Below are 20492 nucleotides of genomic sequence, written 5' to 3' on the forward strand. Positions count from 1 at the left end.
ATAAAAATGACATCATGATGACTTTTTTGTTTAAGACAGCCATTTGTTTTTTGCCATCCATGCACCACCGATGACTCCTGCATCGTTTCCGAGTGAAGCAATCACGACTTCGACATCATCAGCGCAAGGCGGAAATGCGTGATGTTTAACAACGCGCTCTACTTTACTGCGAAGAAGCTCCCCTGCTTTTGAAACACCGCCGCCAATGACGATTTTTGTTGGGTTTAACGCACTGGCAAGATTCGCTAAGACTAGTCCAAGATGAGTCGTCACTTCTTCTACGACACGTATGGCAAGATCATCTCCACTTTCAGCGGCCCTAAACACATCCTTTGCAGACAGCGAAGTGAGCGTGCCAAGTGAAGATGTATGCTGCTCCGTTTCTAATTTATCCTTTGCAAGCCGAACGATGCCAGTCGCAGATGCAATGGTTTCAATACAGCCTGTTCTTCCGCAGTTACACGGTGCTCCTTGGAATGGAACGGCACAAATATGGCCAATTTCTCCGCCAGCCCCAGTCTCACCTTGAACAACTTCACCATTTACAATAATACCGCCGCCAACACCCGTGCCAAGTGTGACCATCAGGATATTTTTTGCGCCATCTCCTGCCCCCTTCCACATTTCACCGAGTGCAGCAATATTCGCATCATTTTCTATGACAGATGGAAGTCCTGTCTCTGCCTCCAGGTGATCTTTGAGTGGATAGTTTGTCCAGCCGAGATTCGTTGTTTTATAGACAATCCCAGATACTTTATCTACAGGCCCAGGTGCACCCATTCCAATCCCAATAAGCGCTGATTTTGGCATACTGATTTCGACCAGTTTGTGGTCAATTGATTTGGCAATATCGACTGTGATCGTCTGCCCTGATTTATCCGTAGGAATCTCCCACTTATGCTGAATTTCACCATATAGATTAATGAACGCAAGCTTAATTGTCGTACCGCCAAGATCAACTCCTACAAACCAATCCCCTATCATATGCCCTCCACCTTCACATTGTTTTTCGATTTAATTTGGCTAGTTCCATTTGAAGAATAGTCATTGCGTTTGACCATTCGGTCCGGTCAATAATGCCCGATGTATACATTTCCTTCAGTTCATCTGCCATAAATTCTAATTCCACTTCACGATCTCCGAAATACACATAATTTCCAAATCTCATGAGCAGCTGCTGTACATCATATAACGTTTTCATTATTTCCACCATTTCTTCTCATCAACAGATAGGATAAGCGTATTCATAAATGCGCTTTCAGTCAAGTCATTCAATGTGTTTGCGTGCTTTCAATATATTGTTTCAGTTTTAAAAATTGATCATTTTTTGGATCTTGGTCTAACCCTTTCTCGATTAGATCCTCCGCTTTCGCTGTCTCTCCTTTTTCTACGTACAACAACGATAAATGATACAGTTTATTTGGATCATCAGGATCTTTTTTAAGCGACTTTTGTAAAAATTCAATCGCTTTGTCAAGGTGGCCGAGCTGCGCTTCAGATAGTGCATATATATGGAGAGCATCAGCTGATGCATCCTTTTGGTGTACATGTTCCTCTAACCGTTTACTTGCTTCGTTATAGTTCTTCTCATCAAATAGACTTGCTGCCTCACTTACTGCCGCCGCTTCCTTTTGATCGTCTGAATGAAACCCTGTATACAGTCCAAAACTGCCAATCAACAGCAAAACAACACTAGCAACAAACATTTTGACAGGCTGCACCTGTTTAGGGAGCCGGACAGCTAAAGCGGCTAAAAAACCGCCAACCAGACCGCCAAGGTGCCCTGCGTTATCAATACCTGATACGGTGAAGCCTATCCCTAAATTGATAAGGATGATCACAATAATATTTGTCCCCATCGTTCGAAAGAATAGCTTGCGGTTAGAAATTGCTAAATATAATAGCGCACCTAAGCAGCCAAAGATCGCACCTGATGCACCGGCTGCGATGGCCGTATTAAAGACAAAGCTCGCAATGGAGCCAAAAATGCCGGAAATGAAATAGATGAGCAAAAATCTCCCTGAGCCATAAATTCTCTCAACAGCCGCTCCGACAGACCAAAGAGCAAATGTATTAAAGAGTAAGTGCGTCAAGCCAATGTGCAAAAACATTGGTGTAATGAGGCGCCACCATTCTCCATCTAAGATCAGCCCATTATTTTTAGCACCAAACGCTGTTAAAGTTGCCGTATTGGTACTTCCGCCAGATAGTTCAAGCAAAAGAAACATCACCACTTGAACAGCGATGAGCAAGTAGGTGAAAATCGGTCTGCCATTTTGAAAAACGGCCCGTTCTCGTTCACGCTGCTTTTCCTGATCATCAAATGCCTGAAGTACGTTCACTTTAAGCCGCATGACATCCTCAGCTGTGTCTCTCTTCGCCTCTTCTACATCCACTGTCAGCGAGGTGTTCAGCCATTTTTGCAGCTCGTTTACGTCGTGCTGAAGAGTGTCTGCGTTCAGTAATACAGGTGTAACCGTCACCTTTTGTTTTTTTTGCGGCTGACCGTTTAAGTCTTCCCAATCATCTACAGGATTGTCAGCTGTAAATTGGAGCTGCAAGAGATGAAGAGACCGTTTACGCATCGCCTCTCTCAGCTGATTCATCCGATACGTCTGCTCTTCGATATCTCGAACGATCTCCTGTCTAAAATTCACATCTTTTCTATATAGACGGATGAGATCATACCCTGAGTTTCGTGGTGCTTCAAAAAATATTTCATCTTCTGGATACGGACTTTGAATCATCTCGTACCCTTTTTGTCTTAATTCATCAACAACTCGCCAAAATAGACTATCTATGACATTCATTCATTCGCGCTCCATTTTTTACATTATTATAACAAGAATCGTTCTGATCCGCATTTCTGAACAAAAAAATCCCGGCTTCTGCGGGATTAGAATGCTTGGCGAATAAATTTCGTCCGAAAATATGGGATTTTCATCAGCCACTTAATAAAAAAGTGACGCACTTGATTTTGACCTAAGATCAAATTCATCAGCCGATAACGATTTTGCACGAGAACGAATGCAAACAATGTGAACACAATGCTCCAAATCATTTTATTCATCATATTCCCTCCTATGTTCGTATCGTGGCTTAAATAGGATTTGTTTATGCATGAACGATCATTTTTATCGCTTACAATGGTTCTTTTCATTAGCCGGCTTTCACAATCTAATCCCTTGTTCTTTTGATTGAATATAATAGACCTCTTCACACTCTGATTGATCATAAGAAACGTCATTATTCACTTCCTCCCACATATTACGGAAGTATCTTTTCTTTCCACGAAATTTTTTCAAAACGGACCTCCTAGCAAAATGCCACTACATGCAGATTTGTTGATCAATGTGAAATCATATTGCGTTTCACCCTACCGTTACTGCAACTCTGATGAAAGGATCTCAACACAAAAAGCCCGTTCTTTGGACAATCAGCGGACTTTTACTTTTGATATAATATACCTTTTTCACTGACAATCATAGACACCGGTATGTCGTGTGCTTCAGACGGCACATGACTGATTTGCTGTAAAGACAGACAAAGTGCAATGGTTACACCGTGATAGTCAGCTAAGTAGCGGTCATAATAGCCGCCCCCAAATCCAATCCGGTAGCCTTTTTGATCGAAGCATACCCCAGGCACAATGATTAAATCAATGGTTTCTTTATGTACAGCTGTTGATACTTGAGGGTCTGGTTCCAATAGCCCAAAGTAGCTGGATGTCATCTTTGTTTGCGGTGTATATTCATAAAACATCATCTCTTTTGTTTTCGGAAAACAGGTAGGGATACATACTGTTTTTCCTTCTTCCCACGCTTTTTCAATCAGAGGCATTGTCGGTATCTCTTTTCCTCTAGACATTGTCAAAGCGATCGTTTTCGCCTGTTTCCATGCTGGCAGCTGCAATAAGTACTCATGAAGTAAAGCCGTGCTGCGCTCAAACTCTTCAGCGCTTATCTGATCCAGCTTGGCTAATGTTTGAAGGCGAAGCTCCTTTTTCATAAAGATCATCTCCCATCATAAAAAAACAGCAGGAAAATTCCCTGCTGCTTACTTTGTTTCACGATGTAAAGTTTGTTTTTTATCACGTGAGCAATACTTTTTGAATTCAACGCGATCTGGATTGTTTCGCTTATTCTTTTTAGTAATATAGTTACGCTCACCGCATTCAGTGCAAGCTAGAGTAATATTTACGCGCATATTTTTCCCTCCAAACTAAAATCAATTCACATTCAGACCTAACTATAATACCACTTCTAGCTTAGGAATGCTAGAATGTTTTTTCACCAATTTCATTTTGAGTGCATTCACTTACATATCGCATGGTTATGTCATGAAAAATCGTCTGCTCCCCTATAAAACCTTATCCTTTGTCGTACTGTATACATGAGACCCCTCTTCTCCGCGCCTCTTTCATTTATTTTGACAGCGAAGCAAGGTTTCATACCCGTTTTACATATAAAAAGAAAAAAGATGAAAAAAAGGTGATTTTCTTCAGCAATTCCTTTTGAAACTAGCTTTTTTATGGTATAAAAAAGAAGGGTCGAAAACTGTCTGAAACAATCTTGAAAGCCTTTTATGGCTTTCAGCATAAAAATATGAATAAAAGGTGATGAAACATGGAAATTGCAATTATCGGATTGCTTGTTGTCAGTATTGTACTGATCGCATTCTCATATTTTCAAAGAGAGCCGATTAAAGAAGTCGAGCAGGAACTTGAAACACTTCAACTATCTGCAATGCAAGAAATCTATAAACTGAAAAAGAAAATGAAAGTGCTTGAAGAAGAATTACTTGAAACAAACATCGTCGTTCGCAAGCATTCAGAAATTGATCCATCCATCGCAAGACAGATCATTTCAAAGCACCAAAATGGCATGTCTCCTGAGGCCATTGCGCGCGCTGAGCATGTATCTGTAGAAGATGTCAACATGATCATTAAAGACAACGAGAGGGTGCTTGTATGACGAAAAAAAGCATCCAAACGTTTGCAGCAGGTATGATTCTTGCAACTGGGGTTCTTGCGATTGTCTTTTTTCTCACTGGGAAAGACGAGGCAGCAGCTGATACAACAACAAAAGAAACCCTCGCACAGAAAGTAACAGACACTGACGTGAAAAACTATTTAGACTCCAAAAAAGAAGTCACTGTCAGCCGTGAAACGTACCAGCAGCTTCTTGACTATAAAGAAAAAGCGCTGAAGGCAAATGAAGACGGCGATTCTAAGAGTGATAAACAAAAGCCTAAAGGCAAATCGATCAAATTCGTGATTAAAAACGGTATGAGTACAAGTGATGTTTCAGACATGCTTGAAAAGGACGGCATCATCAACTCGTCTAAAGATTTTAATGATTACGTAATTGACGCCGGCTACCATAAAGAAATTCGTGCAGGCAAGTTCAATTTAAAAACAGGGATGACGTTCAAACAGATTGTCAAAGCCTTAACAAAATAACAACAAAAGCCCCCTGGCGGCACTGACCTCCAGGGGGCTTTTCTTATCCAAATCGACCAGATATATAATCATTCGTTCTTTGATCGTTTGGCTCAGAAAACATCACATTCGTATCATTAACCTCAACAAGCTCCCCCATTAAGAAGAATGCCGTTCGGTCTGATACCCTAGCCGCTTGCTGCATGTTATGCGTCACAATGGCAATTGTATATTTCTCTTTCAATTTCATAATCAATTCTTCAATCTTTAATGTTGAGACAGGATCAAGCGCTGATGTTGGTTCATCCATTAATAAGATGTCTGGGCTTGTGGCAATGGCTCTTGCGATACAAAGACGCTGCTGCTGACCGCCAGAAAGACCTAGAGCGGGCGCACTTAATCGATCTTTCACTTCATCCCAAAGGGCAACATCTCGAAGCGCTTTTTCAGCGATTTCTTTCAATTGCTGCTTGCTCTTTACTCCGTGAATTCTTGGTCCGTATACGACATTATCAAAGATAGACTGAGGGAATGGATTCCCTTTTTGAAACACCATCCCGACATTTTTACGCAGCTCCACTAAATCGACACGGCCTTTTAAAATGTTGTCACCGTTATACATCATATCCCCGGTGATTTTCACACCTGGCACTGTTTTGACCATAAGATTTAACGTTTTAATAAAGGTTGACTTTCCGCAGCCGGACGGGCCGATAATCGCTGTGACTTCATGCTCTCTAATCGCTAAGTCAATATGCTTCAATGCATGATGCTGTCCATACCAAAGGTTCATATCATTCACACGAAACACTTCTTTTTTTGCTGTTTCAGTTGCTACTGCATTCATCAAAATCCACCCGCCTTATCCAAATCGACCATTGATATAGTCTTCTGTTTTTTGCTGCGCAGGACGTGTAAAGATACGTTCTGTGGCATCATATTCTACTAGATCTCCGTTTAAGAAAAAGGCCGTACGATCAGATACACGGAGTGCTTGCTGCATGTTGTGTGTCACAATGACGATTGAATAATCATTTTTCAATTCCCCTAATAGTTCTTCAATTTTCGCATTTGAGATGGGGTCTAGGGCAGAAGCCGGTTCATCTAATAGCAGAACACTAGGTTTCATCGCAAGTGTACGTGCAATACAAAGGCGCTGCTGCTGACCGCCTGACAATGACAAAGCAGATCTATGCAAACGATCTTTGACCTCATCCCATAGCGCCGCCTTTGTTAAGCTTTCCTCAACCGCATCATCAAGCACAGATTTTCTTTTTTCCCCGGCATACTTTAACGCATGGGTGATGTTATTGTAGATCGATTTAGGAAATGGATTTGGCTTTTGGAAGACCATGCCGATTTCTCTTCTTAAATTCACCACATTAATGCGGTCATCCAAAATATTTAACCCTTCGTACATGATCGCCCCTTCACTTCTCGCACCTGGAATTAAGTCGTTCATGCGGTTAATGCTGCGTAAAAAGGTAGACTTACCGCAGCCAGATGGGCCGATTAATGCGGTAATCGCATTCTTCTCGATCTCGAATGAAATGTGATTGACCGCTCTTTTTTCACCATAATAAATGCTTAAATCCTGCACCTGTAAAATCTGTTCCGCTTGAAGTGGAGCCTTTTTCGCTGCAATTTCTTTTTTTTCTGCCAGCATTTGAACCATATCCCCTTCACACCTCTCTCACATTATTTTGACGTAAGCTTTTTATGAATAAATGAACCAAGCCATCTAGCTGCTAAGTTGAACAATAAGACTGAAAGCACAAGTACGGCTGATGCACCATTTGCAATGGCTTCTGCATCTGGAATGATTCCTTGTGTATTGACGTTCCATATATGAACGGCTAATGTTTCAGCCGGTCTAAAAACATTCAGCGGTGACGTATCAGAAAAAGGACTCCAGTTTGTGAAATCAAGGCGCGGTGTTGAGAGACCTGCTGTAAAAAGAAGAGCAGCCGCCTCACCAAAGACTCTTCCTGATGCTAAAATCGCACCGGTGATTATAGACGGAAGCGCACCTGGAATAAGGACCGTTTTGACTGTGTGCCACTTCGTTACACCAAGCGCAAGTGATGCTTCCTTTTGATCCTTCGGTACAGAGCGCAGCGCATCTTCTGTCACCCTGACCATCACCGGCAGGTTAAACACAGTGAGCGCAAGAGCTCCTCCAATGATCGTATAGCCCCAGCCTGTTAAATTCACAAACATGAGTAAACCAAACATCCCAATGACGATAGACGGAAGTGAAGACAGCACTTCAATACATGTACGAATAAAATCTGTGACTTTGTTTTGAGGTGCATACTCTGCCATATACACTCCGCCGCCGACGCCAAGCGGGACTGTGATCAGCATCGTAATAAACAAAATATAAAACGAGTTAAACAGCTGATCCCTGATGCCGCCGCCAGAGCCAATCGCACTTGAGCGGGTTGTCAAAAAGTCGAAATTTAATTCTTTTGCACCGTTGAAAATGATATAAGAAAACAAACCAACGAGAATCGCCGTAATAATGGCAGCACATAATCCAAATATAAATGTGGCAAAACGATCGGTCATTTTGCTATTCATTAAATCTTCCTCCTAGACGACAAGTATCTGATAATGAGTATGAACATAAATGATACAACTAGAAGGACAAGTCCCATTGACCAAAGTGTATTGTTCTCAACACTTCCATACGTTGTGTGACCCATGTTTAACGTAATAATGGTTGTTAATGTACCAGCTGTATCCATAATGCTCTCTGGTAAATTACGCGTGTTTCCAATGACCATCTGTACAGCAAGGGCTTCTCCAAATGCTCTAGCCATGCCGAGCACGACCGCTGTCATTAATGTTGGCAGAGCTGCCGGGACAAGCACACGTCTAATCGTTTGCCATCTTGTTGCGCCTAGTGCATACGATCCCTCACGTAAACTTTTTGGTAGTGAAGCCATTGCATCAGTCGCAATGGATGTAACGGTTGGTAGGATCATAATAGACAGGACAATCGTTCCTGCTAGCACGCTATGTCCTGAGCCGCTTGACTTGAAATGTCCGATAAACGGCACCAATACTGTAAGACCTATGAATCCGTAAACAACGGATGGAATCCCTACAAGCAATTCAATGACTGGCTGGAGGATTTTACGTCCCCAAGCAGGTGCAATTTCTGTCATAAAGATGGCGCCTGCGATGCCTAGCGGCGCTGCAATGAGTGCCGATAGGAGCGTGACGGCGATTGATCCAAAGATAAACGGAAATGCACCGTACTGCGGGTTTTCTGCTGTTGGGTTCCAATTGATACTGGTTAAGAACTCAATTGGGCTTACACCATTTACGATGAAAGATTGTAAACCCTTAATGCCAAGGAAGATGGTAATGGCGATTGATACAGCAATCATTAAGAATGCGCAGAATCTCACCAAAATACTTCCTCTTACTTCATCCATTTGCCTATTTTTCTTCGAGCTGATCAGTCGATCGCTCGCTTCTGTATGTTCTATCTGCTTCATCTTTTTCTACACTCCTATGAATGTCATAAAAGGAAAAGTGAAAAGCTCCACTTTTCCTTCATCAGCAATTCAAGACCTCTTACTTATCTGTTTGTTTGCCTGTTGCGTCTCTTTCTACTTTCATATTAGAAACTGAGATGTAGCCTTGGTCTTTGACGATTTCTTTTTGTACTTCATCACTCATGAGGTAATCTAAGAATTGTTTTGCTAGACCATCCGGCTCACCTTTTGTATAAGAATGCTCGTAAGCCCAAATTGTATATTTACCGCTTTCTACATTGCTTTCTTCCGGTTTCACACCATCAATGCTAAGCGGTGTAATTTTGTCATCTGTTAAATAAGAGAATGCTAGGTATCCAATCGCACCTGGTGTTTCTGCAATCAGTTTTTTCACTGTGTTTGAAGAATCTTCTGTGATTCCTTCTGCAGGTGTTGCACCATCAAGTGCATACTTCACAAATGTTGCACGAGTTCCTGAAGAGTCAGGTCTGTTCACAAGAGTGATTTTTTGATCTTTCCCGCCAAGCTCTTTCCAGTTTTTGATTTTACCAGTGAAGATTTTTTTCAATTCGTCCTTTGTGATGTCTTTGACACCCACTTCAGGGTTTACAGCTGCTGCCATTCCAACAACTGCTACTTTGTGGTCTTTTAAAGCTTTTGCGTCGATTCCGTCTTTCTCTTCTGCGAATACATCTGAGTTACCAATTTGTACAGATCCTTCTGAAACTTGAGAAAGTCCAGTTCCTGAACCGCCGGCTTGCACTTGAATATCGGCTTTTGGATGTTTATCCATGAATTTTTCTGCTGCCGCAAGAACTAAAGGCTGCATCGCAGATGATCCTGAGATGGTAATGGAACCTGATGCCTCATCTTTGTTTGAAGCATTTCCTTTACTGTCTTTTGAATCTCCGCTTGAGCTGCTGTTTCCGCATGCTGTGACGAATGCTAACAATGCGATAGTAAGGAAAGTAAGCAGCCATAATTTGTTCTTTTTCATTTCAAGAATACCCCCTGAATAATTTGTCCTACGAGTAATACATTAAAGGTTCTTTATTAATTTCGTTTAAATGGAATGTTAAGGTTTTGTAAATGTCGAAGTTTTGTAGAATTCTTGCGATGTTTTTTATGCATTTTGTCAATTTATCTCGAAAAATTTGAAGAAAACGTAAAAAAACGCCCACAAAAAGTGAGCGTTTTTACCTAGAAAAGGTCTAGTCATTTGTTTCTGCTTCATTTTCAATTTTATTTTTGTTCTTCGCTTGTGTATCATTGCTTTCCTGTTTTGATTTCAGCTCAAAGTACTTGTCTAGTACTTGTTCACCGATATCATTTGTAATTGGATAGCGCTGATTGTAGTCTTGATACACCCACGGTACAACGACGGAAATAGCCACTTCTGGATTATCAGCAGGCGCATACGCAACAAGAGTGGTGTTATACGTCGGTGTGCCGCGTTTGCTTTTAATTGGGCCGTCATAGAATGATTGAGCGGTCCCTGTTTTGCCAGCCGGGTTGTATTTTTTGTTGCCAAAGTTCGAATAGGCTGTCCCTCGTGGGTTCTGCATAACAAGCTTGAAGCCTTGCTGAACACGCTTGATCTCATCACTCGTCATGTCTAGCTTATTCAATACGTCCGGTTTGACGGATTCTGTCACAGCACCAATGCCGCGCTGCGGATCTGGCTCTCTCACTTCTTTAACAAGCTGCGGACGTAAACGATATCCGCCATTGGCAACTGTTGAAACGTATTGCGCCATTTGCAGCGGTGTAAACGTATCATACTGTCCAATTGCATAGTCAAGCAGGAGACCAGATTGTGTAGACGTTCCCCGGTAGCCTGTCGCTTCGTTTGGCAGGTCAATCCCTGTTTTGACCCCAAGACCAAATTTACTGAAATTATAGCGGAATGTATCAAAAGCTTTCGGATCGATTGGGAGCGGTTGGTTCTTACGATACTCCCCTTTTCCAACGGCAATCGCTGTTTTAAACATATACACGTTAGATGAACGCTCGAGTGCCGTTAAATCATTAATGAGTCCCATATTTTGATAGGATTTCTTGGGCGGTGACTGCGCGATATATAGCGGTTCATCGTACTGGGTACTTCCTATGTGAAGCACGCCTGTTTTATATCCCGTCAGTACAGTTGCCCCTTTGACAGCTGAGCCCATCGCATAAGATGATGTCATCGTTCCTAATGCGTAGTCATCAAATTTGTATTTTCCGTTTTTGTTTGAAATCTGTTTCCCCGCAACTGAGAGAACCTCTCCATTTCTCGGGTCCATCATGACAACAAACGCGCGATCAAGAAGCTCTGTTCCGCCTCTTTGTTTCGCACTTCTCAAGTTCTTTTCAACGATTTTTTCAACCGCTTTTTGCAGCTGAATATCAATGGTGAGCACAAGATCTTTCCCGCTCTTTCCTTCTGTTAGCACTTTAGAGCTTGTCACATTGCCCTCTTTATCGGTTGTGCTCTGTTCTTTTTCCTTTTGGCCTTGCAGGACATCTTCATATTGATATTCTAGATAGCTTTTTCCTACACGGTCATTTCGGCTGTAGCCGAGCGATAAATAATGTTCAAGAAGTGACTGCGGAAGTCCTTCATCACTTGAGGACACACTGCCGAGCATACTGCGGAGCAGTCCTTTATACGGATAGCTGCGTGACCAGTCTGTCGTGACATCCACACCTGGCAGCTCGTCCAAATGCTCAGAGACGTAAGCAATTTCGCTTGGCTTCACATCTTCATTTTTAATAAACTGAGGCGTAAGTGCATAGCCTGCATCCATTTGTCTTTTAATGGCAAGCACTTGTAAGTCTTTTTTCGTCAGTTGATTTAATTCCTTGTCCGTGATGCGTTTTAGTTGAAGCTCATATAGTTTATCATCAGAGACCTTATCGTCACCCTTTAATTCCGATTCCTTTTGAACAAGCTTTTTCGCTTCATTCGGATGCGTTAAGATCCAGAAATCTTTTTTGTCACGATCTGTGATTTTTTTCGTACTCACATGAATCATATCCGCTAATTTTGTTGCCACTTTGAGCCGCTCTTCTTGTGAAGTTGTCGAGGTTCTCGTATATGTAATGGCATTTAGCGCTTTATTGCTGACAATCGTATTATAGTTTCGATCGTAAATTTTTCCGCGCGGAGCAGATGAGCTGACATTCACATCTTCTTGTTTTTCTGCCTGCTTTTTATAATCTTCTCCATTGACAATTTGTACAAATCCGAGTCTCACAACAACACCGGTAAAAATAATAAACGCAGCTAAAAATAGTAAATTCAGCCGGAGTGGAAGTGTTTTGCGCCCTTCCTTTGCGTCTTTTTTGTTTTTCTTGTTTCTCATCACATCACCTTTTCTATCAAGAAAGAAATGGCACCCCTTTTTGTGTATAAAAGGTGCCATCATCATTTTAGCGGTTTTTCTATTATTTATCTAGAAATTTGATGTTCCATTGGTAAGAAATTTTACCTTTCTCCCTTAATAAGGTTCGTGTGAGAAACTGGCTTTTGACCGTCAGTCTCTTTCATATCAGCTGTTTTTTCTTTTAAATGAATATCTTTTACAAAATAATAAATGAGTGTGTGTCCCGCTCCAAGCACAACAAGAGAAGCAGGAATTCCGAGCTCATCACCTAGTAAGGTGACAGACAGAAGAAACAACACAATGGAACAAATACGGCCAGTATTTAAAAACAGCTCTCTGACCACAATATATTCAATTCGGGCTTTCCTTGCATACCTTGCATGACCGATGACATCGTATGTTAAGGATACATATGGAACAAGCAGAAGCGGGTATCCTATCGCAATGGCTACCGCATACATGAGAAGTGATACATAGGACAAGTGAAAGACGATTAAGAACAAGGCGCCGTATAAAATCAGCCCGCCAAGCATAATGGCTTTCTTTCGCCACTTTTTCTTAATCAAACGTGTAGCGAAGAAATAAGCGAAAAAGGCAACACCGGAGTTCACTAAACCAAACGTCCCGAGAGCAAGCTCACTGTTTGTTGCGATAAACACAAAGACACTGATTAAGAAGACAAAGACCCCTTCACGAAGCCCTTGAAAAAAGTGAGCTGTTGTAATCTTACGCCAATTCTCGTCGGCATGGCGTTCTTTCCATATTTGCTTGATGATAAATTTCCCTTTTGACTGCCTTCTCTTGAGGAAAAAGCTCATCACAACCGCGAGGGAAAACAAAAAAAGCGATAACGTGAAAATCACCGTATAGCCTGTATCATCCGTTAATTGAGAAATGACAATCCCCGCAATGAGAGGACCGATCATGCCAGCAGTAGATGACAGCACTCCGAGAAACCCATTAAAGAAATCTCTTGTTTCAGGCTCAGTGATCTCAAAGGTAAGTACGTTAAAAGCAAGCCAGTAAAAACCATAGCCGATCCCAAGGACACTCCCTAATAAAACAAGCCGCGCGGCCGCTTGCTCTCCTGCCATTAAGACAATTAAGTAAAAAGCGGCTAAAAAGATAACGCCGAAACGAAGGACAAACACCCGGTCTATTTTTTTAGCGAGCCGGCCTGCGAATAAAAATGTAATGGGCTGAAGCACAACAATAGCCAGATTGTAAATCGCAAGATCCGTGAATTTCCCAGACTGTTTCCATAAATACACGTTTACAAACGTATTTGAAAGCGCAATGGCAAGTGCGTATAATCCGCCAATCGTGAGGAGGAGCATTAAATCTCTTGTAACATCCATGTCCCCGAACATTTTCTTTAATCTGCTCATATATTTCATTCTCCTTTTCTACACAATAGTCTGTCTCATCAAAAGGCAGATATGTAAAAAAAGGAGGGAAAATATAAAAAGACCTGCTTCTCTAAAGAGCAGGTCTTTTCAAATCAAATGATTTATTTAGCTTCGCTGTAAAGGCGAGCCACTTCATCCCAGTTCACAACATTCCAGAAAGCTGAAATGTAATCAGGACGACGGTTTTGGTAGTTTAGGTAGTAAGCATGCTCCCAAACGTCAAGTCCTAGAATTGGTGTTTTTCCTTCAGTTAAAGGAGAATCTTGGTTTGGCGTGCTTGTGATTTCAAGTTTGCCATTGTTCACAACAAGCCATGCCCAACCAGAACCAAAGCGTCCTGCAGCTGCTGCAGCGAAATCAGATTTGAATTTTTCAAATCCGCCTAATTCTTTTTCGATTGCATCTGCAAGTTCACCAGTTGGTGCGCCGCCACCGTTTGGTGAAAGAAGCGTCCAGAATAATGAGTGGTTAGCATGTCCTCCGCCATTGTTACGTACAGCTGTACGGATGTTTTCAGGCACAGAGTTTAGGTTAGCCACTAGCTCTTCGATTGATTGATCTTCAAGAGCTGATACACCTTCGATTGCTTTGTTTAAGTTTGTTACGTATGTGTTGTGGTGTTTTGTGTGGTGAATCGTCATTGTTTCCTTGTCGATATGTGGTTCTAATGCATCGTAAGCATATGGTAATTCTGGAAGTTTAAAAGCCATGGTTAAATTCCTCCTTAGAAATGTATGTACTGAAATGCTTCCTTAGGTCGTAAGCAAGCAATTCAACCTACTCAAAGAGTATCAAAAGAATTGGCTTGTTTCAATGTTATTGCTCATGATCTGAAACATTTCAGTGTTTATTTTGTATTTAGCCCTTTAGAAAAAGTTTTAAACTCCCTTTTTCTATTTAGCGAAGGACATAAAATAAAAAGATGCCCAGCATCAGCGCTTGAATCAATCCTTTGGCAAATACACCTGATATAAACCCGATTAATGAGCCTAATCCCACTTTCACACTCGTCTTCACATCTTTTTGATGAACAAGGAGCTCTGCAATGACACTTCCGATAAATGGACCAATGATAATTCCTGCAACGGGAATCACAAAAGGACCGACTAATAACCCAATGGTGCTTCCCCAAATAGCTGCACGACTGCCGCCAAAACGCTTGACCCCAATGAGGTTTGAGACATAATCTGCCGCAAATAATACCGCGGTAAACACGGCTTGAATGAGCCAGAACGTCAGTGTAAGCGGCTCGAAGCTGAAAAAGAAACCATATAGAATAAATCCGAGAACCATAAAGACCACGCTAGGGATAATTGGATAAACAAGTCCAACAAACGCAATGATAAATGCACAGATAACCAGAATCCAATACAGCACGTCCAAGTCACTGCCGCCTCCTTTTTATATGCTGTATACATTATGCCTCATTCCATCTATCTTAACCAGCGATGAAGGCCATACTTGTACTTGATAGATAGACATTGATACAATATGAGAAATAGAAAAGAATGTAGGAAGTGAATTGATTGAACGTATTTAAACTATTGTTAAAAGGCATTTATTCTCCAAAAGATATTGCTAAAGCACGGTTTACAGGGATTGGCAAAGCGATTTTATTCATTTTTATCCTTTCGATTATCGCAGCAGTTCCTCAGGGTTATCATATGAGTCAGGAGATCTCGAATGCGATGTCAGGATTTCAGCATGTGATCAAAAAAGATTTACCTGATTTCTCAATCGAAAAAGGAAAGCTTCAAGCGGATCAAAGTGAACCGATAGAAAAAGAAGAAAACGGCATTACGATCATTTTTGATCCTGCTGAAAAAATAAAAGCAAGTGAGCTTGAATCAAAGCAAACAGCCATCGCATTATTAAAAGAAAAAGCAGTGATTGCCATTGATGGCCAAATGACAGATATCCCGTATCAGCTGCTTGGCGGAACGCTGACAAAAGACGAACTTGCCCGCGTCACAAATCAGAATCAAGCGATTATTATCCCAGTCATCTGTGTGCTGCTGTATCTATCAACTGCGGCTCTCATGTTCATTAGCGCAACTTTCCTTGCGATGCTTGGTACATTTATTAAACGCATGCAGCAAAAAGAGCTGTCTTTCCAAATGCTTTGGAAACTCTCTGCTTATTCACTCACATTAACAACGGTCTTTTTCGCCATCATGAGTGCATTAAACACGCCTGTTGCGAATTCATTTTTATTAAATTGGGTCATTAACTTTATCTTCTTATACCTTGTCGTAAAGGAAATACCCGCTAAACATAAACCACTTGTCAAAAGTTAATGAGTAAATGAAAGCTCCCCCAACTTGGAGGAGCTTTTTATGTATGTTCATGCTCTATGATTCATCTGGATGAATCATCGCAAACAAATAATGATCCTCCCACACGCCATTAATCTTTACTTTTTTACGATTCAGTCCCTCATTTTCAAAACCTGTCTTTTCAAGCACACGAATGGAACCTATATTACCCGGCTTTACTCCAGCCTCAATACGATGAAGGTGCAGTTCATCAAAGGCATAATCGATGATTAAACGAATGGCTTCTGTCATATACCCTTTCCCGCCATGCTTTTCATCAAGTACATACCCCAGCCAAGCTCCTTCTATTGGGCCTCTTACGACAGAACTTAATGAGATCGTCCCAATTAAAGCATCTGTTTCATTTAAGAAAATACCATGCATGTAAGCTTCATCCCGTGCACATCTTTCCACACTGCGCTGAATTCGTTCAATTTGACGAGATAACGTGAAAAAATCATCTTTGACCAAAGGTGTAAATTGCTGAAAATATGAGCGATTCTCAAGTTCAAGTGTGAATAGTGATTGTGCATCATTTTCTGTTAGCGTTCTTACATATATATGCTGACTTAGTTTCTTCATAAACTCCCCCTTCTTTTATTTTATCATAATGGTCATAGAAGCTTGAAAAAAGCACCGCCAAGCGTAAAACAAAGTGTTTTTTCAATTCATTACAAGACTCACTAGAACTAACTAGAACCACGCTTTCCAGCTTTTCTCCTCATTTTGGTTCTATCATTTCAGGACATGCATAGACTGAAGTAAACTCTTAAAAGCGGTGAGTGAAATGCGGCGTATTATTTTTTTGCTAATCAGTTTGTTTGTCCTTTTTATTATCTTTTTTGATTTAAAAAATGGCACCATTCCTGTTGAAGAAGGTCCAGCTGTCCCTGCAAATGCCTTTCAAACACCTGAGAAAAAAGCATATAAGAATGTGACTGTGAAACAAGGTGAAACCGTCGTCTCTATCGTCCATACAAGCAAGCCACTTGATGAAGTCATTGAAGATTTTGAAGAGCTGAATCAAGGCGTCAAAGCAAACGAAATTCGGGCAGGCAGCACATATAAGTTTCCGGTGTATAAGAGATAAAACGTTAATTCCTTGTCATTCATACAAAGAGACTGTTACAATATGAACTGTAAAACAAGACGTACATGGCAAATGATTGCTTGTACACTAAGGAGCGATTGACAAGTGAGTGAAGTCACACATCGTACTAAAACGCGTCCCGTCAAAGTGGGACCTTTAACTATAGGTGGAAATAATGAAGTTGTCATCCAAAGTATGGCAACAACCAAAACACATGATGTCGAAGCGACAGTAGCTGAAATTAAGCGTCTTGAAGAAGCAGGCTGTCAAATCGTGCGTGTCGCATGCCCAGACGAGCGTGCAGCAAATGCGATTGCGGATATTAAAAAACAAATCAACATCCCGCTTGTTGTCGATATTCATTTTGACTACAAGCTTGCACTGAAAGCCATTGAAGCAGGTGCAGACAAAATTCGAATCAACCCAGGGAACATCGGAAGACGAGAAAAAGTCGAAGCTGTTGTGAAAGCAGCAAAAGAAAAAGGCATTCCAATCCGTATTGGGGTAAACGCCGGTTCATTAGAGAAAAAAATTCTTGATAAATACGGCTACCCAACAGCAGATGGTATGGTCGAAAGTGCACTGCACCACATTAAAATTCTAGAAGATCTAGATTTTCATGATATCATCGTCAGCATGAAAGCATCTGATGTTAACCTAGCAATTGAGGCGTACGAAAAAGCGGCAAAAGCGTTTGATTACCCTCTTCACCTTGGGATTACTGAATCAGGTACATTATTTGCAGGTACAGTCAAAAGTGCAGCTGGTCTCGGCGCTATTTTGAATATGGGGATTGGGAATACACTTCGCATCTCATTAAGTGCTGATCCAGTTGAGGAAGTGAAAGTAGCACGTGAACTGTTGAAATCATTTGGTCTTGCATCAAATGCAGCAACACTGATCTCTTGCCCAACTTGCGGCCGAATTGAAATCGACCTCATAAGCATTGCAAATGAAGTCGAAGAATATATCTCCACGATTAAAGCACCGATTAAAGTAGCTGTTCTTGGCTGCGCTGTAAACGGTCCAGGTGAAGCGCGCGAAGCTGACATCGGAATCGCCGGCGCTAGAGGCGAAGGCCTATTGTTCCGTAAAGGTGAAATTGTTCGTAAAGTGCCAGAAGAAACAATGGTCGAAGAACTGAAAAAAGAAATCGATAAAATCGCTGAAGAGCATTATGCAAAAATGGAAGCTGAAAAAGAAAAAGCGAACGCATAACAAAAAACGCCTGACGTCACTGTCAGGCGTTTTCCTGTTCTTGTTAAAAGAACGGGGTGATAAATATGCCAAGGATGACGGAAACAATTCCGATCCCGATTGACCATGCGCCAAGCGCATGTGCTCCTTTTCTTCTTGCAATATAACCAACGACGATTGCCGCTACTCCTAATAGCACCGGCAAGACAAATAGTGAGATAATCGCAATTGCGAGTGCTGTATAGCCTATCCCCTTACTGCCTGAATCGTCACCTGCTTGGTCACGTTCTCGTCTGTCTACTCGATCTCTTGAAGCCTGATATGGCTCTGCAATTTCAGCAGCTGTTTCCTCTAGATAGCCATCATCATTACTAAAGTTTGTGTCGATTTCACGATCATTTCTTCTGAAATCTTCGTCTCTTTCCATGATCAATTCCCCCTTTTGGTTAATAGAAAGGAGCTTTTTTAGTATGAGCAAAAATGTCTGTTTCATGTTTGCTAAAACTTGCTGGAATTGTGAATTGATTATGTTACACTTTAAGAGTATAAAAATGAGGAGTGTGGGCATGTTACGTTTAGGAATTGATATAGATGGCACAGTGACGGCGCAGGACACCTTTGTTCCCTATTTAAATAAGTCGTTTCGATGTGCCATGACACTAGATGATATGACAGAATATGATTTGACGAAGCTTTTAAATATTTCTCAAGAAGAATTTTGGGGCTGGATGAATGAGCATGAGCCTCTTATATATAAACAGGCAAAGCCTGCTAAGGATGCAAAAGAGATTCTTGATCAAATGAAACATCAACACAGGCTGATTTATATTACAGCAAGAAGGCAGCATCACGCGGATATCACCTTTGAGTGGTTTCACAAACACCACGTGCACTATGATGACATTGAGCTGGTTGGCGGTCATCATAAGCTCGAAGCTGTTCAAAAGCACAAGATTGATGTGTTTTTCGAGGATCATCATGGGAATGCTACGATGATTGCAAAAGAGGCTGACATTCCGGTTATTCTTTTTAACTCCCCTTATAATCAAATGCCCCTTGACGACAGGATTATACGCGTCAACAACTGGCAGGAAGCATCTCAATGGATCAAACAATACGAGCAGCGTTTGGAAACTGCTTATTAATGTAGAAAAGCCGATACTTTAATATATCGGCTTTTGATTGTGGACAAAGAATGCAAGGGTTTGTCTACATGCTGAAACCGATACGTTTAATGTATCGGCTTTTTTGATGGAACAAGCTGACCTTCTTTCATGAGAAAATGGTACAGTGCTCCCTTCATGCCTGCCTGATTCAAGTAGTAGCACGTTTCCAGCTTCACCTGAATATTCTTCCATGCATGCAGTGTATGTAAATGTTTCTCAATGCTTGATAGTAAATCCGGTCTTGCACTTACGCCGCCGCCTATGAGGATTTTCTCTGGATTAAGAACAGTTGCTACATTGTAAATGCCAATGGCGATTCGCTTATACCACTGATCCACCAGCTTCTCAATGGACGGATCGTGCTTTGCCTTTTCAAAAATTTCTTGACCGTCTATTTGAGTACTTTGCGGAATTCCTTGCTTTTCTTTATAGCTGCGAATTAATCCAGCCGTTGAAGCACTGCTGTTGAGTGTTGTAAATTGTCCATTTTCTGTCTCTGTCAGCATCATGCCAAATTCACCGCCGCGGAAGGAAGCCCCGCGCACAAGCTGACCGCCAGCGAAAAGACCACCGCCAACACCTGTCCCAATCGTCATACAAATAAAGCTGTCACAATCTTTCGCATGGCCACTATATTTTTCTGCAAGAGCTGCACAATTCGCATCATTTTCAACTTCAACACGAAGAGATGTTTTCTCTTCTAGCAGTGTTTTTACATTTTGACCATTTAAGGCGATGATGGCTCCTGCAAATTCTGTATAACCTGTTTCACTGTCCACAAAACCCGGAAGACTAATAGCGATTCCGCTGACATCCGACGTTCTTTGATATTGCTTGACCACATCCGCCATAGCTTCTAAAAACGGTTCAAGCTGCCGGCAGTTCGTTTGATAGTCACCGCTCGTGACCAGCTCCCCATCCTGATCCATTAATCCATGTTTTGTTCTCGTCCCGCCTACATCGAACACGACATAATACGCCACTTTTGACCCCTCCCT

25 protein-coding genes are annotated in these 20492 nt (G+C 41.5%); 6 read left to right on the forward strand and 19 right to left on the reverse strand.

The annotated features are described in order from the left end of the window. Positions 1-30 precede the first annotated feature (30 nt). The 7 genes from C6344_RS07155 to rpmG all read right to left on the reverse strand — a co-directional run bounded on the left by C6344_RS07155 (position 31) and on the right by rpmG (position 4206). Positions 31-984 (reverse strand): ROK family glucokinase, encoded by a 954-nt coding sequence (locus C6344_RS07155; protein ID WP_106030992.1) that lies wholly within the window; start codon positions 982-984, stop codon positions 31-33. A gap of 13 nt (positions 985-997) precedes the next feature. After that, a complete protein-coding gene (locus C6344_RS07160) occupies positions 998-1201 on the reverse strand; it encodes a YqgQ family protein (RefSeq protein WP_008342322.1) in 204 nt (67 codons plus the stop codon). Positions 1202-1271: 70 nt separating this feature from the next. Beyond that, positions 1272-2810: a rhomboid family protein gene (locus tag C6344_RS07165; protein ID WP_106071625.1), complete on the reverse strand. Its 1539-nt coding sequence runs from the start codon at positions 2808-2810 to the stop codon at positions 1272-1274. Between the two features lie 86 nt (positions 2811-2896). Beyond that, positions 2897-3070, reverse strand: a complete 174-nt coding sequence (locus C6344_RS18820; protein ID WP_017367602.1) for a hypothetical protein — start codon at positions 3068-3070, stop codon at positions 2897-2899. Positions 3071-3170: 100 nt separating this feature from the next. Then, positions 3171-3305 carry a hypothetical protein gene (locus C6344_RS19115; protein ID WP_258182066.1) on the reverse strand — a complete coding sequence of 45 codons (135 nt, stop codon included), beginning with the start codon at positions 3303-3305 and terminating at the stop codon, positions 3171-3173. A gap of 142 nt (positions 3306-3447) precedes the next feature. Then, positions 3448-4008, reverse strand: coding sequence for a 5-formyltetrahydrofolate cyclo-ligase (locus C6344_RS07170; RefSeq protein WP_106039258.1), 561 nt, complete (start codon positions 4006-4008; stop codon positions 3448-3450). A 48-nt stretch (positions 4009-4056) separates the two neighbouring features. Further along, positions 4057-4206: a 50S ribosomal protein L33 gene (gene rpmG / locus C6344_RS07175; RefSeq protein ID WP_008360061.1), complete on the reverse strand. Its 150-nt coding sequence runs from the start codon at positions 4204-4206 to the stop codon at positions 4057-4059. Between the two features lie 419 nt (positions 4207-4625). On the opposite strand from rpmG, the gene C6344_RS07185 reads away from it, so the two are divergent. Both C6344_RS07185 and C6344_RS07190 read left to right on the forward strand, forming a co-directional pair. Beyond that, complete coding sequence (locus C6344_RS07185) at positions 4626-4973, forward strand: hypothetical protein (RefSeq protein WP_003217285.1); 348 nt, start codon at positions 4626-4628, stop codon at positions 4971-4973. Continuing rightward, the gene (locus C6344_RS07190; protein ID WP_034661306.1) at positions 4970-5461 is read left to right on the forward strand and encodes an endolytic transglycosylase MltG; all 492 of its coding nucleotides are present in this window, start codon (positions 4970-4972) and stop codon (positions 5459-5461) included. Before C6344_RS07185 ends, C6344_RS07190 begins: the two co-directional genes overlap by 4 nt. A 43-nt stretch (positions 5462-5504) precedes the next feature. Here the strand turns inward: C6344_RS07190 and pstB (C6344_RS07195) are convergent, their stop codons facing one another. The 9 genes from pstB (C6344_RS07195) to C6344_RS07235 all read right to left on the reverse strand — a co-directional run bounded on the left by pstB (C6344_RS07195) (position 5505) and on the right by C6344_RS07235 (position 15109). Continuing rightward, on the reverse strand, positions 5505-6287 hold the full coding sequence (gene pstB / locus C6344_RS07195) for a phosphate ABC transporter ATP-binding protein PstB (protein ID WP_066030657.1): 783 nt from the start codon (positions 6285-6287) through the stop codon (positions 5505-5507). Positions 6288-6302: 15 nt separating this feature from the next. Continuing rightward, a complete protein-coding gene (gene pstB, locus C6344_RS07200) occupies positions 6303-7115 on the reverse strand; it encodes a phosphate ABC transporter ATP-binding protein PstB (RefSeq protein WP_034661308.1) in 813 nt (270 codons plus the stop codon). A gap of 23 nt (positions 7116-7138) precedes the next feature. Beyond that, positions 7139-8023 carry a phosphate ABC transporter permease PstA gene (pstA, locus tag C6344_RS07205; RefSeq protein WP_003217489.1) on the reverse strand — a complete coding sequence of 295 codons (885 nt, stop codon included), beginning with the start codon at positions 8021-8023 and terminating at the stop codon, positions 7139-7141. Further along, positions 8023-8949 carry a phosphate ABC transporter permease subunit PstC gene (gene pstC / locus C6344_RS07210; RefSeq protein ID WP_060596681.1) on the reverse strand — a complete coding sequence of 309 codons (927 nt, stop codon included), beginning with the start codon at positions 8947-8949 and terminating at the stop codon, positions 8023-8025. The genes pstA and pstC overlap by 1 nt, the downstream gene beginning before the upstream one ends. A gap of 79 nt (positions 8950-9028) precedes the next feature. Beyond that, positions 9029-9946 (reverse strand): phosphate ABC transporter substrate-binding protein, encoded by a 918-nt coding sequence (locus C6344_RS07215; protein WP_007501261.1) that lies wholly within the window; start codon positions 9944-9946, stop codon positions 9029-9031. A gap of 214 nt (positions 9947-10160) precedes the next feature. Then, positions 10161-12296 carry a peptidoglycan D,D-transpeptidase FtsI family protein gene (locus C6344_RS07220; protein WP_060596704.1) on the reverse strand — a complete coding sequence of 712 codons (2136 nt, stop codon included), beginning with the start codon at positions 12294-12296 and terminating at the stop codon, positions 10161-10163. Positions 12297-12418: 122 nt separating this feature from the next. Continuing rightward, positions 12419-13705, reverse strand: coding sequence for an MFS transporter (locus tag C6344_RS07225; RefSeq protein WP_106048380.1), 1287 nt, complete (start codon positions 13703-13705; stop codon positions 12419-12421). A gap of 122 nt (positions 13706-13827) precedes the next feature. After that, on the reverse strand, positions 13828-14436 hold the full coding sequence (gene sodA, locus C6344_RS07230) for a superoxide dismutase SodA (protein WP_007501264.1): 609 nt from the start codon (positions 14434-14436) through the stop codon (positions 13828-13830). A gap of 187 nt (positions 14437-14623) precedes the next feature. Beyond that, complete coding sequence (locus tag C6344_RS07235; RefSeq protein ID WP_060596679.1) at positions 14624-15109, reverse strand: DUF456 domain-containing protein; 486 nt, start codon at positions 15107-15109, stop codon at positions 14624-14626. A gap of 143 nt (positions 15110-15252) precedes the next feature. Here C6344_RS07235 and C6344_RS07240 point away from each other — a divergent pair, with 143 nt between their 5' ends. Then, positions 15253-16023, forward strand: coding sequence for a DUF1189 domain-containing protein (locus C6344_RS07240; RefSeq protein WP_060596678.1), 771 nt, complete (start codon positions 15253-15255; stop codon positions 16021-16023). A 54-nt stretch (positions 16024-16077) separates the two neighbouring features. On the opposite strand, the gene C6344_RS07245 is transcribed toward C6344_RS07240, so the two are convergent. After that, positions 16078-16623, reverse strand: coding sequence for a GNAT family N-acetyltransferase (locus tag C6344_RS07245; RefSeq protein WP_060596677.1), 546 nt, complete (start codon positions 16621-16623; stop codon positions 16078-16080). A gap of 205 nt (positions 16624-16828) precedes the next feature. On the opposite strand from C6344_RS07245, the gene C6344_RS07250 reads away from it, so the two are divergent. Next, a complete protein-coding gene (locus C6344_RS07250) occupies positions 16829-17131 on the forward strand; it encodes a hypothetical protein (protein WP_003217371.1) in 303 nt (100 codons plus the stop codon). Positions 17132-17236: 105 nt separating this feature from the next. Beyond that, complete coding sequence (gene ispG / locus C6344_RS07255) at positions 17237-18349, forward strand: flavodoxin-dependent (E)-4-hydroxy-3-methylbut-2-enyl-diphosphate synthase (RefSeq protein ID WP_060596675.1); 1113 nt, start codon at positions 17237-17239, stop codon at positions 18347-18349. A 43-nt stretch (positions 18350-18392) separates the two neighbouring features. Here the strand turns inward: ispG and C6344_RS07260 are convergent, their stop codons facing one another. Next, positions 18393-18755, reverse strand: a complete 363-nt coding sequence (locus C6344_RS07260) for a DUF308 domain-containing protein (RefSeq protein ID WP_060596674.1) — start codon at positions 18753-18755, stop codon at positions 18393-18395. 139 nt (positions 18756-18894) lie between these two features. On the opposite strand from C6344_RS07260, the gene C6344_RS07265 reads away from it, so the two are divergent. Continuing rightward, the gene (locus tag C6344_RS07265) at positions 18895-19473 is read left to right on the forward strand and encodes a 5' nucleotidase, NT5C type (RefSeq protein ID WP_066030654.1); all 579 of its coding nucleotides are present in this window, start codon (positions 18895-18897) and stop codon (positions 19471-19473) included. Between the two features lie 86 nt (positions 19474-19559). Here C6344_RS07265 and C6344_RS07270 read toward each other — a convergent pair whose 3' ends face one another. Then, positions 19560-20477, reverse strand: a complete 918-nt coding sequence (locus tag C6344_RS07270; protein ID WP_060596672.1) for an ROK family protein — start codon at positions 20475-20477, stop codon at positions 19560-19562. Positions 20478-20492 lie beyond the last annotated feature (15 nt).

It is taken from the genome of Bacillus sp. GBSW19, from assembly GCF_002998655.1.
Classification (GTDB): domain Bacteria; phylum Bacillota; class Bacilli; order Bacillales; family Bacillaceae; genus Bacillus.

Excerpts from the sequence above, each read along its gene's own strand:
- C6344_RS07155 (WP_106030992.1), bottom strand. The coding sequence starts at position 984 with ATGATAGGGGATTGGTTTGTAGGAGTTGATCTTGGCGGTACGACAATT.
- C6344_RS07160 (WP_008342322.1), bottom strand. The coding sequence starts at position 1,201 with ATGAAAACGTTATATGATGTACAGCAGCTGCTCATGAGATTTGGAAAT.
- C6344_RS07165 (WP_106071625.1), bottom strand. The coding sequence starts at position 2,810 with ATGAATGTCATAGATAGTCTATTTTGGCGAGTTGTTGATGAATTAAGA.
- C6344_RS18820 (WP_017367602.1), bottom strand. The coding sequence starts at position 3,070 with ATGAATAAAATGATTTGGAGCATTGTGTTCACATTGTTTGCATTCGTT.
- C6344_RS07170 (WP_106039258.1), bottom strand. The coding sequence starts at position 4,008 with ATGAAAAAGGAGCTTCGCCTTCAAACATTAGCCAAGCTGGATCAGATA.
- rpmG (WP_008360061.1), bottom strand. The coding sequence starts at position 4,206 with ATGCGCGTAAATATTACTCTAGCTTGCACTGAATGCGGTGAGCGTAAC.
- C6344_RS07185 (WP_003217285.1), top strand. The coding sequence starts at position 4,626 with ATGGAAATTGCAATTATCGGATTGCTTGTTGTCAGTATTGTACTGATC.
- C6344_RS07190 (WP_034661306.1), top strand. The coding sequence starts at position 4,970 with ATGACGAAAAAAAGCATCCAAACGTTTGCAGCAGGTATGATTCTTGCA.
- pstB (WP_066030657.1), bottom strand. The coding sequence starts at position 6,287 with ATGAATGCAGTAGCAACTGAAACAGCAAAAAAAGAAGTGTTTCGTGTG.
- pstB (WP_034661308.1), bottom strand. The coding sequence starts at position 7,115 with ATGGTTCAAATGCTGGCAGAAAAAAAAGAAATTGCAGCGAAAAAGGCT.
- pstA (WP_003217489.1), bottom strand. The coding sequence starts at position 8,023 with ATGAATAGCAAAATGACCGATCGTTTTGCCACATTTATATTTGGATTA.
- pstC (WP_060596681.1), bottom strand. The coding sequence starts at position 8,949 with ATGAAGCAGATAGAACATACAGAAGCGAGCGATCGACTGATCAGCTCG.
- C6344_RS07215 (WP_007501261.1), bottom strand. The coding sequence starts at position 9,946 with ATGAAAAAGAACAAATTATGGCTGCTTACTTTCCTTACTATCGCATTG.
- C6344_RS07220 (WP_060596704.1), bottom strand. The coding sequence starts at position 12,296 with ATGAGAAACAAGAAAAACAAAAAAGACGCAAAGGAAGGGCGCAAAACA.
- C6344_RS07225 (WP_106048380.1), bottom strand. The coding sequence starts at position 13,705 with ATGAGCAGATTAAAGAAAATGTTCGGGGACATGGATGTTACAAGAGAT.
- sodA (WP_007501264.1), bottom strand. The coding sequence starts at position 14,436 with ATGGCTTTTAAACTTCCAGAATTACCATATGCTTACGATGCATTAGAA.
- C6344_RS07245 (WP_060596677.1), bottom strand. The coding sequence starts at position 16,623 with ATGAAGAAACTAAGTCAGCATATATATGTAAGAACGCTAACAGAAAAT.
- C6344_RS07250 (WP_003217371.1), top strand. The coding sequence starts at position 16,829 with ATGCGGCGTATTATTTTTTTGCTAATCAGTTTGTTTGTCCTTTTTATT.
- C6344_RS07260 (WP_060596674.1), bottom strand. The coding sequence starts at position 18,755 with ATGGAAAGAGACGAAGATTTCAGAAGAAATGATCGTGAAATCGACACA.
- C6344_RS07265 (WP_066030654.1), top strand. The coding sequence starts at position 18,895 with ATGTTACGTTTAGGAATTGATATAGATGGCACAGTGACGGCGCAGGAC.